The sequence below is a fragment of the Flammeovirga kamogawensis genome (assembly GCF_018736065.1).
GTDB lineage: Bacteria > Bacteroidota > Bacteroidia > Cytophagales > Flammeovirgaceae > Flammeovirga > Flammeovirga kamogawensis.
The window spans coordinates 1-16,378 of record NZ_CP076128.1 but is presented as its reverse complement, the minus strand read 5'-3'; the positions used below and the strand labels follow the sequence as shown (position 1 = coordinate 16,378).

Below are 16,378 nucleotides of genomic sequence, written 5' to 3'. Positions count from 1 at the left end.
TTTGATAATAAATAGAAAAAGGGTTGATGTTTAGATACATCAACCCTTTTTCTATTACTATGCATTTTTTTAAATGCTATTATAATCTATACTGAAATTATATTCTTAGCTAATTTAAGAATACTCTCAACTTGTTGATTTATTGTTAAACCTGAAGTATCAACAACAACTGCATCGTCAGCCTTTTTTAAAGGACTCTCTTTTCTTGTCGAATCTAAATGATCTCTATTACGTATATCAGACTCCACGTCCTCTAAAGAAGTCTCTACCCCTTTTGATTCCATTTCAACTAATCTTCTTTTTGCACGAACAGTAACATCAGCAGTCATAAAAATCTTAAGCTCTGCATTTGGAAATACAACAGTTCCGATATCTCTACCGTCCATTACAATTCCTTTTTCTTTGCCCATTTTTTGTTGTTCTGCTACATTAAAGACTCTTACAGCCTTAATACTTGCCACATCACTTACTCTACTCGTTATCTCCATGTTTCTGATAAACGGCTCAACGTTTTCTCCGTTTATATGAATTTCCCCAATACCTGATGATGGGTTCAATACAAATTTTAGTGATATTTCCTTTAATGCGTTTTCAACTTCTACTGCATCAGAAAAATCAACATTATTCGACAAGAAATAGTAAGTCACAGCACGGTACATAGCACCTGTGTCAATAAATATGTAATCAAGTTCTTTTGCTACTGCTTTTGCTGTTGTACTTTTTCCGCACCCAGCATGTCCATCAAGTGCAATAATAATTTTCTCCATTGATAGTTGAATTTTTTATGAAATCATAAAATGTCTAACAATATACAAAACAAAACCCTACGTAAAACATTTTCACATAGGGTTTTGCTACAAATATAAATGTGTTAACTACTTCTTAAATAACTTTTTGAACATTACTGCATAGTAATCAGTATCAAATAGTTTAACATCATTTTTAGCTTGGAAAGTAAAGAATATACCAATTACAAATAAGAATATATTCGATAACCATGCTCCAAGTACAGGATCAATAATTAACTCCTTAGCCATTTTTTCTCCAGAAATTGTCATGATATAATAAATGACAAAGAAGAATACAGAAACAAGAACAGGAACACCCAATCCTCCTTTCTTGATAATAGCTCCAAGAGGTGCTCCAATTAAGAACATCATCAAAATAGCTATAGCTGAAGATACTTTTTTCTGTTGGTCTAATGTATATTTTACATCTTCTCTCATCTGATTTTTATGTCTAGATGCATTTGATTTTAATACATTATAGAAACTTGATGCACTGTTATATGCTGATGAAGCAATTCTTAATCTATTTTCCTTTTTCGTAGGATCATATTTCTTCTTCGTCAACTTATCTTTTTTATGCTCTCCTTTCTGAGAAGTATGTCTGTAATAAAATTGAGTCTCCCCATTTTTAACTAACATATTACTGTAATCAACCATTGCTTTTTGTAAAGAATCCTGTTCAGTTTCTAACTGATTTCTGTTCTTCATTAAATTATGGCCCATGAAAAGATCTTCTTTTGTTTCATTCATTGCATAAGATTCCATACTAAAATAGAATACAGATGAATCAAACTCAGAGTGTACATACTGAATTTCAGCTTTACTTTTCTTATCTTCTACCTCACTATAAGCATTACCATTAAATAATGTCAACATTAAAAATGTGTCATCATTAATTAATTGCATCTTTCCATCTTTAGCAAGAATAACTTCTTTATTGCCTCTATGCCCTTCGTGCTTATAGATAATTACATCATGGATACCTTCTCCATCTTTATCTTTAGAAGCTACTTTGATACTATAACCATCTAAACCATCATAAAAAGCACCTTCCTTCAGGTTAATTGTTGGTTTAGTCTGTTTTATATCATAAAGTAAGCTGTATGCTTTTAAATTTGCTTGAGGAACAACCGTATCATTATAAACTAACTGAACTAGTGTTACTACAATTGTAAACAAAAATATAGGACGCAAAACTCTTAAAAGAGAAATACCAGCTCCTTTAATAGCAGTTAATTCTGAGTGTTGCCCTAAGCTACCATAAGTCATTAACGTTGCTAGTAATACAGCAAGTGGTAACGCTACAGGAACTAGTGCTAATGCAAACCAGAAAAATAATTCCATGTATACATCATATCCTAAGTCTTTTCCTAAGAAATAAACAAACTTAGAGATCATGTATTGAGACCAAAAAATAAATAGTACAATTGACGATGTTAAGACAAATGGACCTATGTATTCTTTTAATAATAGCTTATCTAGCTTCTTCATACTTTGTTGTGTGATTTCTCATACACTCAAGAAATTTATCAAGAGTACCACAAATCTAAAAAACTGAATACTATTTTAAACCCTTAATGGGTTTGATATTCAAGATTTTTAAAACTTTAACAACTATTCTTATTCAGAATATTCATCAATAGCTTCTTCGAGGGCACTCATTTTAGTTGGAGTGTATTTTCCGTATGTTATAAATAGTACTTTTCCTTCTGGTGAAAGAATATAAAAATAAGGATCATCTTTAGCCCCTAAGCCCAAATTAGACTTATGTTGCTTGACATCTCCTAAGACAATTGCTATGTTTTTGTGCAATTTACTATCTATTTTCTTTTTCATGTTCGATTTAATAGATTTCTCTGCAGATTTTGCAATTCCACGAGCTAATGCTAAAAAATACATATTAACATCATACCCTGCCGATCCAAAAATATCAGATTTAGGTGGGTTAATGAATGTATCATAGATAGGTTGCATCCAAGACTCTAAATTATCCTGAGATTTTTTGGAATATGCAACTCCAATTAATGTCACCTTACCTTTTACAGCAGCTGGGAATGTTATCGACTTATCAGTTAAGGTTTCTGCCTTAATTGTTGGAAAAGCCTTCCCTTTTTGAGCAAAAGATGATAATGACGCTAATAATACAACTGCAATAATAAATAGTTTTTTCATCTTAAAAATTGATCTTTTTAATATCTAAATCTTCGGTATAAATTAATAGTAAAGTTATTATGGTATATCCCATACCTTTTAATGCTTCGCCATATCTTTTGATTTGTTTTTCATGGTCTTTCTCATAAACACCCGTTTTATAATCAATAATTACAGCTTCTTTGTCTTTTATCAATAATCTATCTGGACGATCTACTTTTACCTGTTTCATATTTCCTTTAGTAGGAAATACTATTTCAGATTCATTCAACACTTCATACCCAGTATTCTTATCATAATATCTTTCTAATTCGGGGTGGTTGACAACATCAATTAGTCTACCAATGTAATCACCAGTTTCTGAAGAAGAGATAAATCCATTTACTTCAAGAATTCGAACAGCATCATGTACATCATCTTTGTATTTTATGTATTCGAATGCTTTGTGAACTAAAATACCACTTTCCTGGGCTTCTATTATATCTTCGAAAGAAACAGTGTTTTGTCCTTGTTCGTATGCACCACTTTTTAAACGGAGTTTATCAGTATTATCTGTATGAATTAAATCTCTTAATAATGATACTTCATTTGCTTTTTCTTTTTCATTACCTTCTACATCAATATCAAAAAGTTCATACTCATTGAATTCAATATCGTCAATTGTTGTTGATTCTAATTCTCGTGTAGCATCATTCGAAGAGATATATTTTAATAATGGTACTGCAATTGTGTCTTTTGTTTCTGTTTTCACACCTTTTGCATTCACTTTTGCTTCCTCGTTAAAAAATAAATGAAGATACTTTTGTGCTCTAGTAGTACCTACATACAACATATTAACAGCGTCAATATATGTGTCTCTAAGTTCTAGTAAATATCCTTCTTCAAAAGCAGTTCCTTCTAATTTTTTATTAAGTGGTAACTGAACAGCATTTAATTCTGGTACGTCTGTATTGTTTTCCCAATCAAACCATTTTGCTTCATTTTTTCTTGGTAACGTAGACCAGTCTGCAAAGGGTAATAATACCACAGGAAATTCTAAACCTTTAGATTTATGAATACTGAGTATTCTAACTGCATTTGTGTTATCTGGAGTAGAAATAGACAGGTTTGTCCTTTTTAAATCCCATCGAACTAAGAAATCTTGGGCTGAATTTCCATTTACTTCTGTATGATCTAATACAAAGTCTAAAAATTTAATCAAATATGCTTGTTCTGTAATACGTAAATTCAATTTAAAATTTCGAACTAAAAACTCGACTAAATCATATAAAGATTTTCTTCTTAACTGAGAAACTGAAAAAGTAATATCAAATTCATCCTTTAAAAAAGTCTCAAAATCTTTGTGATTCGTACAGGCTTCTACTCTATCTCCAATTCTTATATAATCATCTCCTTCAATTGGCAAAGATGAAGTGTTTACCTCGCTCCATCTATCATTATTTACATCTTGAAGGTGTGCATGAACAAACCTAGCAATTTTCATAAATAAGATCTTATCAGACCTTCTTACTAATAAGCGTATTACATTAGCGAGAAATTGAATACTTGGAGCACTTTCAACCAATAAAGATTCACTAGAAATAACTTCAATACCTTCTGAAACTAATTTTTCTGCAATAGCAGAACCATCTTTATTAAATCTAATAAGTATTGCAATATCACTAAGCTGAAATTTTCTCAGTTCTACTAGCTCATGAATAGTATCTGCGATTTTCTGTAATGACGCTTCTTGAACTGTTTCTTTACTATCAACTTTCTGACAAACAGACATCCTTACTTGTCCACCAATTCTATGATTTGTTTTTTGAGCAACATCTTGATAGAATTGAGATAATAAAGTATCTCCTTTATTTTTCTCTATGAATGAATAAAGGTCATTATTAAAGTTTATGACATTAGAATAACTTCTCCAGTTTGTATCTAAATTTTGAGGGTCGGCATAACTTTCTAAGGTGTACTCTTCCTCTTCTAAGGCGGTATTTTTTGCAGTTGGAAGTTTAGGGAGCGCTACTAGCATCTCTGCTTTTCCACCTCTCCATCTATAAATAGACTGTTTTGCATCTCCAACAACTAAACACTCTCCATTATACATAGAAAGTGCATGAGCTACCAAAGGAACTAAATTATGCCATTGAGTCTTTGATGTATCTTGAAACTCATCAATAAGAATATGACGATATTTCTCTCCTAATCTTTCGTATAAATAGGGAACTGGAGAAGTTTCAACAATTTTATTAATGTTTTCTCCTATTTCAGAGATATGCACAATTCCTTGTTCTTCTTTCAAGTTCTTCATCTCATCTTTTAATACCTGAGCGGTAATAATGAGATAAATTTTATCATATACTGTTTTTATTAACTGAGCTTTTGCTATTAAAGTACGAAGCTCGGAAAGTCTTTCTTGATAAATAGGCAATGCTGCATCATAAATAGCTGGGCTCGATTTATAATCGGCAACCTTTGTGAGTACCTTACCTGTTTCACCTTCAAAAACTTTAATTGCAGTTGCATTTGGGGTTACATCAATTTCCGTAATTGGCCCATCAAATTTCTTAGCATATGAACACACATATCGGCTTAGTGAATCAATGGGTACACCAGCTGCTGACATTGAATTTTTAAACTCCTCGTAAGCATCATCCTTTTCTTTTTGTAGATCTTGATAAATCATCTTCTTTAACTTTTTAGCTAAAGAGGTATAATCCTCAATGTTCATCTCTACGTTAGTAACCGGATTAACACCTAACTTTCCAATAATTTTTCTTTGATCTTCATCAAAAAGAACACTCCCAAAACTCTTTATTTGAGGTACAATGTTCCAACTTGCATTTTCTTCTGCTTTTTTGATAGAAAATGTCTCTAATGCTTCAGTTAGCATTTTATGCTCATCTCTACCAAGTTTATCCATTAAAATGTAAGTAGCATCTTCAATCAACTCCTCTCCATTAAGAATTAGTTCATAATTAAATGGGAATTTGAGGTCACGTTTAAAAGCCTGTGCTACTTTCTGACTGAATGCATCAATTGTACTTACAGAGAAATTTGAATAACCATGTAAAATTCTTTGATGTACAATTGAAGATCGTTGATAAATACGATCTAAAACAATCTTTTCATCCATCCCTTTATAGTCAGCTACAATAGCCCCTAACATCCCTTCATCATTTGGAGAAGGTTTTCCTGCAAATATTTTTAATTGTTCTAAGATTCGCTCTTTCATTTCTGAAGTAGCTAAATTGGTAAAAGTCACAGCCAAAACATGTTTATAATAACTCGGTTGAAACTCTTCGTCAAAGACGTCTAATTGGAGAACAATTTTTATATATTCCTTTGCAAGGGTAAATGTCTTTCCTGCTCCTGCAGAAGATCTATAAATTTTAAACATTGATTATTTTAATGGGTTTTTGAAGTTACCTATCAAAGATAAAAGGATTTGAACGCATATCAATTAAGAAAAATTCTTTTTACCAATTGATTTTCTTTTTCACACTTTCTCTATACGTTTTTCCTATAGGAATTTCTTTATCATCAATCCATAAAGCATGTGTTTCAAAAGCTGTTACATGATTAAGATTAACAATATAAGATCTATGCACCCTTATAAATTGATATTTTTCTAATTCTCGTTCCAACTTAGTTAAAGAATTAAGCGAAATAATTCGCTGTTTATCTTTGACAAAAAAAGATACATACTCTTTTAGCCCCTCTATGTAAAAAATATCTTTAGTAAAAAGCTTATGTATTTTCTGATCACCTTTTACAAAAAAGACTTCTTCATTATTTACTGTTTCTATAGTTTGATTTTTAAGGACTAAAAACTCCACACCTTTATTTATTGCTTTCATAAAGCGCTCAAAAGAAAAAGGTTTAAGCAAATAATCAATAGTATCTAACTCATAAGATTGCACTGCATATTCAGAATAAGCCGTTGTAAATATAACTACAGGTTTGACAGCCAATGATTTCACAAAATCTATTCCCGACAACTCTGGCATTTGAATATCCACTAAAAGAATATCGATAGCTTCCGACCTCATAATTTCCATTGCTTGTAAAGGAGATTTACAACTCCCTACTTCATTTAAAAATGGAACTTTTGCTACAAAAGCAGATAATAAGTTTCTGGCTAACTGTTCATCGTCTACAATTAGGCAATTATAAGTTTTTTGCATGTATAGATATTGTTAATTCTCTGTAAGTTGTAAAACACTTTTTATTTTTCAATAAAATTATGTATTCATTATCTATGAATTGTTAGATTTGTAGTAATATTTCAATAAAACAATTATGAACGGAGATACAATTTTTTATATAATAATAGCTCTACTAACTGGAGAGTTTGTTTTGGAAAGGGTACTAAGTCGCCTTAATATTAAAGCAATGAGTGCTGCTTTACCAAGTAAACTATCTGGATTATACGACAAAGAAGAGTATAAGAAATCACAAGAATATCAGATTGAAAAAGATAATTTAGGACTATATAGTAGTGCTGCATCTTATTTATTGACTCTTGTTTTACTGTCTACAGGAGGTTATGCTTGGATAGATTCTTTTACTAAAGAACATTTTGATTCAAATACAGGTCAAATACTTGCTTTTTTTGCTATCGTAGCCATTTTATCAGATATCATAAGTATTCCTTTCGAGTGGAAAAATACTTTTTCAATAGAAGAAAAATATGGGTTTAATAAAATGACTCCTAAAACTTTTATTATTGATAAAATTAAAGGATACGCTTTAGGCGGTATTATTGGCGGGCTGCTTTTATGGGGATTTGTTGCATTCTACAGTAACTTTCCTGATACATATTGGATAATTGCATGGGTTGTATTTATGCTATTTGCTTTAGGAGCAACAATGTTCTATGCAAATATCATTTTACCTATGTTTAATAAAATCACACCTCTAGAAGATGGCGAATTACGTACTGCTATAGAAAAATATGCAGAAGGGGTTGATTTTCCTCTAGGACGAATTATGGTAATGGATGGTTCTAAACGATCAACTAAAGCAAATGCTTTCTTTAGTGGTTTAGGAGGAAATAAAAATATTGTTTTATATGATACGCTGATTGAAAAACTTACTATTGATGAAATAGTTGCAGTTTTAGCACATGAGGTAGGACATTACAAGCGTAAACATACTTTACAAATGTTCTTCATTTCAGCTGTAAACATGTTTATTACTTTATTTATTCTAAGCAAGTTTATTGATTCTAAAGAATTAGCTGAAGCAATGGGTGCATCTAAAAGTAGTGCATTTTTTGGTGCTGCACAGCATACTTTATCTCCTTTAAATCTAGTTGCATTTTCTATGCTATACAGTCCTATTTCATTAATAACAGGAGTTGTAGTCAATGCTTTTTCTAGAAAAAATGAATTCGAAGCAGATGCATTCGCAAAAGAAACTTCTTCTAGTTTAGCCTTAATTGATGCTTTAAAGAAGCTATCTGTAGACTCATTAAGTAATTTAACTCCTGATGAGAACTACGTTAAGATGCATTATTCTCATCCACCTCTTTTGAAGAGAATGGAAGCAATGGAAGGTTAATAATACTATAAATTGTATAAAAAAGTCCGAACAACGTTACGTTATTCGGACTTTTTTATTTGTAAGCAAAAATTACAAATCAATTTTTTCATCTTTCGTTCCACATGCAGGAAGTAAATCGTTTAAAGATTTTTTCTTTAAAATATCTAACTGTGCATCTCGAACATCAAGCATTACGGCTTTTAATGTACAATTAACCTCATCATCACAATCATCACAAGGTTCGTAATAATTTAAGCTAACGCAAGGTAAAGGAGCAATTGGACCTTCAATCATTCTATGAATATCACATAAGGTCACCTCATCGGGGTCTTTAATTAAATAATATCCCCCACCTTTTCCTTTTTTACTACTCAGTACCCTTCCTTTACGAAGTTCCAAAAGAATACTTTCTAGAAATTTCTGAGAGATATGCTCTTTATCAGCTATTTCGCTAATAAGAACAGGTCCCTCACCATATTTTGAGGCCAAAAATCTTAATGCCTTTAATGCATATTTTGTCTTTTTGGATAGCATATTAATCCTATAGTTTAAACTAGTTTAATAGAGTTTGTATGTAAACATAATTAAGATATTAATAATTTTATCTATTTCACAGTTAAAATAATGTCAACGTGCACTTTTTACACTTTAATTTAATGAAAACGGAATATTTATTGTTTTCTAGATAGATTATCTATTAATTTCAACAATCATTTTTTAAATAAACAGTCATGTTAGATCAAATACAGGAATATTTCGCAATGCTCACAGAAGAGCAAAAATATACACTCTTAATTGTTGTTGCAGCTATCATATTTGTTGTATGGAAAATTGCAAAATCAGCTATTCGCATTGTGGTAATTGTAGGTATTTGCCTTTTAGGGTATTATGCATACACTCAATTCGCACCTTCTGGAATAGAAAAAGCTGGAAAAAAAGTGCAATATCAAATCGACAAAACAATAGACTAAGCATTAGTAACTGAAATACAGATTATTAATATATAATTATTTCTAAAATTAATTATATAATAGTTGGAGTTAAAGAAAGGAATTTGTTTATTGTAGTACGTTTGGTTGTAAGCAATTACATACCACTCTCCTTAACAATTAATAAAAAAGGGTTGATTATCGTAATTTGATAGATCAACCCTTTTTTTATTTTTTGATAAAGATAAAGTCACCTCCTTCATCACCAGTTTGATTTATTACACCAAATTGTGGAACATTCTCACTGTTATTCATCACTGCCACCCTAAAACTATCAAATAAAGCTCGCGCACTTATAAACTGTTGCTCATTCTCTAATAATCTTTTTTGAAGATATTTTACAAAAACACTTTCATCGGGTACTTCTTTTAAAGTTCCACTTGTCATGGCTTTCCTTGAAGGTAGTTTTTCTAAGGCTTTTGTTGACTTATCCGCATCAGAAAAAGTAACAGCTCTTGTTTTAAATATCGATCCTGAAAAACAAGCATCTGATACTAACAACACGTGTTTCGCCTTAAACGAAGCTATATATTCTTTTATAGTAGAATTTCTGACCCAATTCGCTGTATTCTTTGCTTTTGCATCAGAAGGCAACCAATACCCTGCCTTTCGTTTTGTATCCCAATGACCATGCCCTGCATAGAATATTAAAATATGGTCATTCTCTTTAGATACTTCCATTACATTATCAAATGTTTCTATTAAATGTTCTCTTGTTGGACTTTGTAAAAAGGCAATGTTTTCTTCTGGAAAAGAATAATGTTGTGTAAGAATTTCTTTAAATGATGCTGCATCTTTCACAGGGTTATCTAAAGTATTAATTTTTGGATCTTGATATTCACTTACTCCTATTATTATTGCTCTATATACTGGTCTCGGTTCGTATTGTTTAATATCAAACCCTAAATCAGAAAAACTAGAAGAAGACGTTGGTTTTGTAGCAGGAGTAGATTCATTTTTATCTACAGCTTCTTTTTGGGCTTCTTGATCACCACTTCTTGTTAAACCCTCATTTATTGTAGGTTCTTTTTTATCCGATGAATAAATAGTTGAAGGTAATACTTTTGATAAAGAAATAGAGTTTAACATTCCATTCTTAGAAAAATAAGCTTTTGAAGCAATTGCATCTATACATGGAGAATGATTGATTTCATCTTGGTTTAGAGAAACAATTGATTCAGGATCTGACCAACTACCATCTTCTTGTTTCTGTACAAGCATGACATCATAATCAAAAGTATCTTCACTTATTCTAGATGAAAAAAGTAAAGTCTTTCCATCAGGAAGTATCCTCGGTTCTTTTTCACTATATAAGTTAACTGGTTCTTCAAGGCGCTTCGGTTCACCCCAAACATCTTTATCCATTAACTCACTATAATATATTGCATACTTTAAATCTGTTGGGTCAGACGCATCCTCTAATCGTGTAAAGTAAAGTCCTTTACCATCTTTTGTGAGTGATGGAAATAATTCATAACCATTAGAGTTAACAGCTCCTTTTAAGGCTTCAGGCTTACCTAACCTTCTACCCCATCTTCTCATTCTATATAAGTCACTACCTTGATCTCCTTTTTTAGCAGAAAAATAGATCCATCGCCCATCATAACTAATCATAGGACCTGTGGGGTATGGCATATTTGGCGGTAAAACTAAAGTTGTAGGAGGCATAAATTTACCATCAATTTTATTTGACAATAAAAATTCAAAACCTTCCTTTTTTTCTCTAGCAAACAATAAAGTTTCACCATCAGAAGTAATACTAGGAAAACGTTCATCTCCTTCTAAATTAAAGTCTTCAGGAAACGGTGTTTGACTAAATACATTACTACTAATAAATAATAGCAGTAAAAAAATTAAATTTTGACGTCTATTCACAGTCGAATTTTTAAAGCGATTTATTAATCCGTATCTTTGCACGTTATTTTTTCAAGAAGTAAATACAAACTTCATACCTCAAAAGATGCAAAATAAAACACAGAAAAAGAAAGAGTCTCCAATATTGAGTCTATTACTAAATATTGTGATACCAACAGTGGTACTTTCTAAACTTAGTGACCCAGAATACCTAGGTGATGTCAATGCAGTTATTATTGGACTTGCATTTCCTTTAGGGTTTGGTATTTATGAATTCTTCCAAAAGAAAGAAGTTAGTATTATTGCTGTTCTAGGCTTTATTAACGTATTACTAACTGGAGGTATAAAATTGTTGCATCTACCTGCAGACTTAATTGCTATTAAAGAAGCAGCTATTCCAGGCCTAATTGGAATTATTGTATTAATTTCTACTTTTACTAAATACCCTCTTGTAGAAAAATTATTATATAACGATAATCTACTTGATGTAAAAAAAATAGAAGCTCAATTAAAATTTAGACAAACTACAGATCTTTTTGCTAAACGTTTAAGAAATACTTCTTTTATGCTCGCAGGATCTTTCTTCCTATCTTCTGGATTAAACTACATGCTTGCTAAAATTCTTGTTAAAAGTGATTCTAGCACAGTAGAATTTACTAAAGAATTAGGACAAATGAACGCTTGGAGTTGGTTAGTTATTGCACTTCCCTCTACAATAGTAATGATGGGTGCTTTGATGTATCTAATAAAAGGTGTTAAAGAATATACAGGTTTCGAAATGCAAGAAGTATTAATTGGTTTCGAAGAAGAAGAGAAAAAACAAAAAGAAGATAAATAATTACCATGGCTATAATTAATTCCTCTGTAACTGAAGCTAAAAAAGTTTTAGATAATGGCGATTTGATTGGCTTACCTACTGAAACGGTTTACGGTTTAGCTGGCAATGCCCTAGATCCAAAAGCTGTTGCTAATATTTTTGAAGTTAAAGCAAGACCTAGTTTTGATCCGCTAATCGTTCACAGTTCTTCTTTAGAACGTTTATCTCCATACATTAAAGATTTACCAGCTACTGCCAAAAAACTTGCAGAAGCTTTTTGGCCTGGCTCAATGACCATGGTTTTACCTCGATCAGAGAAAATTCATGATTTAATTACAAGTGGTTTAGACACTGTTGCTGTTCGTGTGCCAAAGCACGACTTAACATTATCATTATTAGAGCAATTAGATTATCCTGTTGCAGCACCAAGCGCCAATCCTTTTGGGTACATTAGCCCTACATCTGCTCAACATGTTCAAGATGGATTAGGAGATAAAATACCTTTTATTTTAGATGGCGGTGCTTGTGAAGTTGGCGTGGAATCTACAATTATTGGTTTTCCTGAAGGTGTACCGACTATATATAGAAAAGGGGGAATTGCTGTTGAAGATATTGAAGCTGTTATTGGAAAAGTAAACGTAAATGCTCAATCATCTTCTCAACCAAAAGCACCAGGAATGTTGCACAGGCATTATGCTCCTAATTCAACTCTACTATTGGGTAATATTGGTGGTTTAATTGAAAAATATAAAGGAAAGGATGTTGTTACATTATCTTTAAAAGATACTTACAATACACTTCCATTAGATAAACAGTGTATTCTTTCTAAATCAGGTGATCTATCTGAGGCAGCAAGAAATCTGTTTAAAACTTTACGTGCAATTGATAAGCTCAACCCTGAATACATTCTTGGTGAATGGATGCCCGAAGAGGGACTTGGAAGAGCAATGAATGATAGAATTAAAAGAGCAGCATCCTTAGGATAGCTGCTCTTCTACTTTTTGGTCTATTTTATGACACTCTTTCACTAAGTGTGTAAGTATTACAAGTGAGGATTGGGTTTAAAACCTGATCCTTTCTTTATATAATACCTGAAATTGGTTCAAAATTATTCCCCAGTTTCTGATAGGCATTGTCCATTTCTTTGTTGCTTCTTGCAAGGCTAAAAAAACAGATTTTTTAACTGCATCATCCGTTGGGAAGGATAATTTGTTCTTTGTATATTTTCTAATTTTACCATTCAGATTTTCTATCAGATTGGTCGTATAGATAATTTTACGGATTTCAAGAGGAAATTCAAAGAATACTGTTAATTCATCCCAGTTATTTCGCCAACTTTGGATCGCATATCCATATTTATCACCCCATTTCTTTTCAAGAAAATCAAGAGCTTCTTTAGCTGCATTAATATTTGGAGCTCCATAGATATCTTTCATGTCTTTTGTGAACGCTTTCCTATCTTTCCAGACTACATATTTGCAAGCGTTTCTAATTTGATGAACGATACAAATTTGAGTAGAAGATTCAGGAAAAACAGCTTTAATTGTTTCTGTAAAACCATTGAGATTATCAGTTGATGTGATCAATATATCTTCAACTCCACGTGTCTGTATATCAGTGAGAACTGTCATCCAAAATGCAGATGATTCATTTTTCCCAAGCCACATACCTAATACTTCTTTTTTGCCATCAGTACGTAATCCTACGGCTAAATAGATAGTTTTATTGATTACTTTGGAGTTTTCACGCACTTTAAAAACGATACCATCCATCCAAACGATAAGATAAACAGGCTCTAAAGGACGTTTATGCCATACTTCTATATCTTCAATTACTGAAGCTGTAATTCTTGATATAGTCGCTGCCGATACTTCAAAGTCATAAAGTTCTTTGATCTGATTTTCGATATCAGATACGCTCATACCTTTGGCATAAAGTGAGATCACTAGACTTTCAATACCTTGAGCAATATTCTTCCTTTTAGGAACAATTGCAGGTTCAAACGAGCCACTTCTATCTCTTGGGACATTGATTTCTTGTTCACCATATTCATTTTTGATAGTCTTTTGGGTATAGCCATTTCGAGAATTAGAATTCTCTGACTTTTCATGTTTTTGATAACCAAGATGGGCTTCAATTTCACCTTCAAGCATTTTCTCCAAAGCTCTTTTTTGAAGTTGCTTCATGAAGGAACTTAAATCTTCTGCTGACTTGAATTGTTTTAAAAAGTTGTCGTTTAATAAATCTTCTTTGTTCATGGTGTATCAGTTTTAAATTCTAAATTAAATAAACTGTACACTTAATTGAAAGAGTCAAGTTGACCTTGAACAGTGAGTAAGTCAATTTTCTCTTTAAAGGGAGAAATATGACTTACTCACATTTCAAGATTCGAGAGTTTACACAGTTTGTGGTACACTCCCTTTTTTATTTTGAGCTACTTTATAGGTGTCAAATAATATAGAACACCTAGTACCTATATTTGGCTGACTATCTATAAATAATTCGCCTTTATTTCTTTTTACAAAGTCTTGTACTAAGATCATCCCTAAGCCAACACCCTTTTCTCTTGCTGTTCCTTTTTTAGAAAATTGAACCGAAGTGTCTAATAGCTTTTTCAGTTCTTTTTCAGTCATTCCATTTCCATTATCTGTAACAGAAACTTCTACCTTATCTTCAAAATTTGATGTCGCTATTGTAATTATACCTTTACCATTAGCAGATGTAAACTTAATTGCATTCGATATTATATTTCTTAAAACACAATCCAAGCTATTCTGATCTGCAAGTATAGATTTATCATGATTTATTTCTGCATTAAGTAAAATAGATTTCTCTTTAGCAACAGGACGAAGTAAATCTACATTTCTATTGATTATACTACCAATATCCGTTTTTACTATATCAAAATTTAATGCTTGAGACTCTGATCTAGACCATGCTAAAAGGTTTTCCATAAGTCCCATTAAGTTCTTCATTGAGCCATGCATTTCCTTTGCTAAAATCTGAATTTCTTCAGGAGAAAAAGCATCAGACCTTTCCATTAAAAGCTTCAAAAAACCTAACTGAGTATTAATCGGCCCTTTTAAATCATGAGATATTATTGAAAAAAATTGATCTTTGACTCTATTTGTCTCCATCAATTTCTTTTTAGAATTTTTTAATTTCCGGTTACCTTGCTCTAACTCTGCAAATTGATTTTGAATCATCTCATACATTTCCTGAAAAGATGATGCTAATGCAGCTACCTCCCTAGTAGGTTTTTTTAATTCTTTAAAATCAACTTCACCGCCACTCATTACATAGCCACTCTCAATTATCTTACGCGTTCGATCTTGTAAAACTGTAATAGGGTTAGAAACTCTAGAGGCTGTATAGTAACCAACAACTACTGTAAATAAAACTGCTACTAATGACACCAATAAATAAGAAAATTTTATTTTCCACATTAACGTTAGAAAACGCTTAGAAACATCTGTACTTAAAGAATCAAACTCAGATTCTACATAAGATGCTGTATTATTTAATTTTCCTTTTAAACCTTCTCTATTATTATTTCCAATCTTGTAATGAATTAAAACAATTTCATTATATGATTTTAGGTATTCTTCTACTGCCTTTGAGAAATGTTTTAATTCTCCATCCTTTTCAAGTTCATATTGAAGTTGACCTGCTGAACGGTTAATAGACAATACATAAGATGTTTTAGGATCTAAAAGATACTTCATGCCATTTAATTGCATTTCATCGTAAAGCCTAACGTAATTCATTTTGGGTAAATCACTCAAAATTTGAGCATTCTTATACATAGAACCATATAATCCTGTTGAATCTGACCCTAGTGATTTTTTTGCTAAAATAAGTTCATGAACTTGTTTATTGTATTGATCTATAAGACTATCAATAAAAAATAAATTACTCTCTAAGCCCCATTCATTTATTTGCTCATGATTCAATAACTTATCAATAGATACCGATACTAATGCGACTCTATTCTCTCTACTATTCACAAACTCCTCTAGAGATTCTTCACTGATATAATTAACTGATAAATCAGTCACAATATCACTTGCATCTTGCTTTATTAAATCGAGCACACTTACTTCTAAGTGCATCAACCAAGCTTTCACCTGATCCAATTCCTCACTTCTATGAATGTATTTGTAAGTTATAAATGAGATACAACTAAATAACACTGAGAAAGAAATAAACACAGTAAGTATGCGCCCTCTTAAGCTGCCATAATTCAT

Annotated in this window: 13 protein-coding genes; 4 read left to right on the top strand and 9 right to left on the bottom strand. The window is 31.6% G+C overall.

The window, feature by feature from the left end:
• Window positions 1-86: 86 nt before the first annotated feature.
• From cmk to KM029_RS00045, 5 genes are all read right to left on the bottom strand, one after another.
• Window positions 87-767: a (d)CMP kinase gene (cmk, locus tag KM029_RS00065; RefSeq protein ID WP_144074765.1), complete on the bottom strand. Its 681-nt coding sequence runs from the start codon at window positions 765-767 to the stop codon at window positions 87-89.
• Between the two features lie 108 nt (window positions 768-875).
• Window positions 876-2,279, bottom strand: coding sequence for an LptF/LptG family permease (locus KM029_RS00060; protein WP_144074764.1), 1,404 nt, complete (start codon window positions 2,277-2,279; stop codon window positions 876-878).
• A 129-nt stretch (window positions 2,280-2,408) separates the two neighbouring features.
• Window positions 2,409-2,960 carry a hypothetical protein gene (locus tag KM029_RS00055; RefSeq protein WP_144074763.1) on the bottom strand — a complete coding sequence of 184 codons (552 nt, stop codon included), beginning with the start codon at window positions 2,958-2,960 and terminating at the stop codon, window positions 2,409-2,411.
• Between the two features lies 1 nt (window position 2,961).
• Window positions 2,962-6,324 carry a UvrD-helicase domain-containing protein gene (locus KM029_RS00050; RefSeq protein WP_144074762.1) on the bottom strand — a complete coding sequence of 1,121 codons (3,363 nt, stop codon included), beginning with the start codon at window positions 6,322-6,324 and terminating at the stop codon, window positions 2,962-2,964.
• A 79-nt stretch (window positions 6,325-6,403) separates the two neighbouring features.
• On the bottom strand, window positions 6,404-7,111 hold the full coding sequence (locus KM029_RS00045) for a LytR/AlgR family response regulator transcription factor (protein ID WP_144074761.1): 708 nt from the start codon (window positions 7,109-7,111) through the stop codon (window positions 6,404-6,406).
• Window positions 7,112-7,226: 115 nt separating this feature from the next.
• Between KM029_RS00045 and KM029_RS00040 the strand changes: the two genes are divergently transcribed.
• Window positions 7,227-8,489 carry a M48 family metallopeptidase gene (locus tag KM029_RS00040; protein WP_144074760.1) on the top strand — a complete coding sequence of 421 codons (1,263 nt, stop codon included), beginning with the start codon at window positions 7,227-7,229 and terminating at the stop codon, window positions 8,487-8,489.
• A 72-nt stretch (window positions 8,490-8,561) separates the two neighbouring features.
• Here KM029_RS00040 and KM029_RS00035 read toward each other — a convergent pair whose 3' ends face one another.
• On the bottom strand, window positions 8,562-9,005 hold the full coding sequence (locus KM029_RS00035; protein WP_144074759.1) for an RrF2 family transcriptional regulator: 444 nt from the start codon (window positions 9,003-9,005) through the stop codon (window positions 8,562-8,564).
• A 197-nt stretch (window positions 9,006-9,202) separates the two neighbouring features.
• Here KM029_RS00035 and KM029_RS00030 point away from each other — a divergent pair, with 197 nt between their 5' ends.
• Window positions 9,203-9,442 (top strand): hypothetical protein, encoded by a 240-nt coding sequence (locus tag KM029_RS00030; RefSeq protein ID WP_144074758.1) that lies wholly within the window; start codon window positions 9,203-9,205, stop codon window positions 9,440-9,442.
• Window positions 9,443-9,628: 186 nt separating this feature from the next.
• Here the strand turns inward: KM029_RS00030 and KM029_RS00025 are convergent, their stop codons facing one another.
• Complete coding sequence (locus KM029_RS00025; protein WP_158631111.1) at window positions 9,629-11,335, bottom strand: caspase family protein; 1,707 nt, start codon at window positions 11,333-11,335, stop codon at window positions 9,629-9,631.
• 85 nt (window positions 11,336-11,420) lie between these two features.
• On the opposite strand from KM029_RS00025, the gene KM029_RS00020 reads away from it, so the two are divergent.
• The gene (locus tag KM029_RS00020; RefSeq protein ID WP_184679545.1) at window positions 11,421-12,152 is read left to right on the top strand and encodes a VC0807 family protein; all 732 of its coding nucleotides are present in this window, start codon (window positions 11,421-11,423) and stop codon (window positions 12,150-12,152) included.
• A 5-nt stretch (window positions 12,153-12,157) separates the two neighbouring features.
• The gene (locus tag KM029_RS00015; protein WP_144074756.1) at window positions 12,158-13,117 is read left to right on the top strand and encodes an L-threonylcarbamoyladenylate synthase; all 960 of its coding nucleotides are present in this window, start codon (window positions 12,158-12,160) and stop codon (window positions 13,115-13,117) included.
• A 75-nt stretch (window positions 13,118-13,192) separates the two neighbouring features.
• Here KM029_RS00015 and KM029_RS00010 read toward each other — a convergent pair whose 3' ends face one another.
• Both KM029_RS00010 and KM029_RS00005 read right to left on the bottom strand, forming a co-directional pair.
• Window positions 13,193-14,389 (bottom strand): IS256 family transposase, encoded by a 1,197-nt coding sequence (locus KM029_RS00010; RefSeq protein ID WP_144073848.1) that lies wholly within the window; start codon window positions 14,387-14,389, stop codon window positions 13,193-13,195.
• A gap of 138 nt (window positions 14,390-14,527) precedes the next feature.
• Window positions 14,528-16,378: a HAMP domain-containing sensor histidine kinase gene (locus KM029_RS00005; protein ID WP_144074755.1), complete on the bottom strand. Its 1,851-nt coding sequence runs from the start codon at window positions 16,376-16,378 to the stop codon at window positions 14,528-14,530.

Bases quoted from the DNA above. Each gene is read 5' to 3' on its own strand.
- cmk (WP_144074765.1), bottom strand. From the start codon at position 767: ATGGAGAAAATTATTATTGCACTTGATGGACATGCTGGGTGCGGAAAA.
- KM029_RS00060 (WP_144074764.1), bottom strand. From the start codon at position 2,279: ATGAAGAAGCTAGATAAGCTATTATTAAAAGAATACATAGGTCCATTT.
- KM029_RS00055 (WP_144074763.1), bottom strand. From the start codon at position 2,960: ATGAAAAAACTATTTATTATTGCAGTTGTATTATTAGCGTCATTATCA.
- KM029_RS00050 (WP_144074762.1), bottom strand. From the start codon at position 6,324: ATGTTTAAAATTTATAGATCTTCTGCAGGAGCAGGAAAGACATTTACC.
- KM029_RS00045 (WP_144074761.1), bottom strand. From the start codon at position 7,111: ATGCAAAAAACTTATAATTGCCTAATTGTAGACGATGAACAGTTAGCC.
- KM029_RS00040 (WP_144074760.1), top strand. From the start codon at position 7,227: ATGAACGGAGATACAATTTTTTATATAATAATAGCTCTACTAACTGGA.
- KM029_RS00035 (WP_144074759.1), bottom strand. From the start codon at position 9,005: ATGCTATCCAAAAAGACAAAATATGCATTAAAGGCATTAAGATTTTTG.
- KM029_RS00030 (WP_144074758.1), top strand. From the start codon at position 9,203: ATGTTAGATCAAATACAGGAATATTTCGCAATGCTCACAGAAGAGCAA.
- KM029_RS00020 (WP_184679545.1), top strand. From the start codon at position 11,421: ATGCAAAATAAAACACAGAAAAAGAAAGAGTCTCCAATATTGAGTCTA.
- KM029_RS00015 (WP_144074756.1), top strand. From the start codon at position 12,158: ATGGCTATAATTAATTCCTCTGTAACTGAAGCTAAAAAAGTTTTAGAT.
- KM029_RS00010 (WP_144073848.1), bottom strand. From the start codon at position 14,389: ATGAACAAAGAAGATTTATTAAACGACAACTTTTTAAAACAATTCAAG.
- KM029_RS00005 (WP_144074755.1), bottom strand. From the start codon at position 16,378: ATGAATTATGGCAGCTTAAGAGGGCGCATACTTACTGTGTTTATTTCT.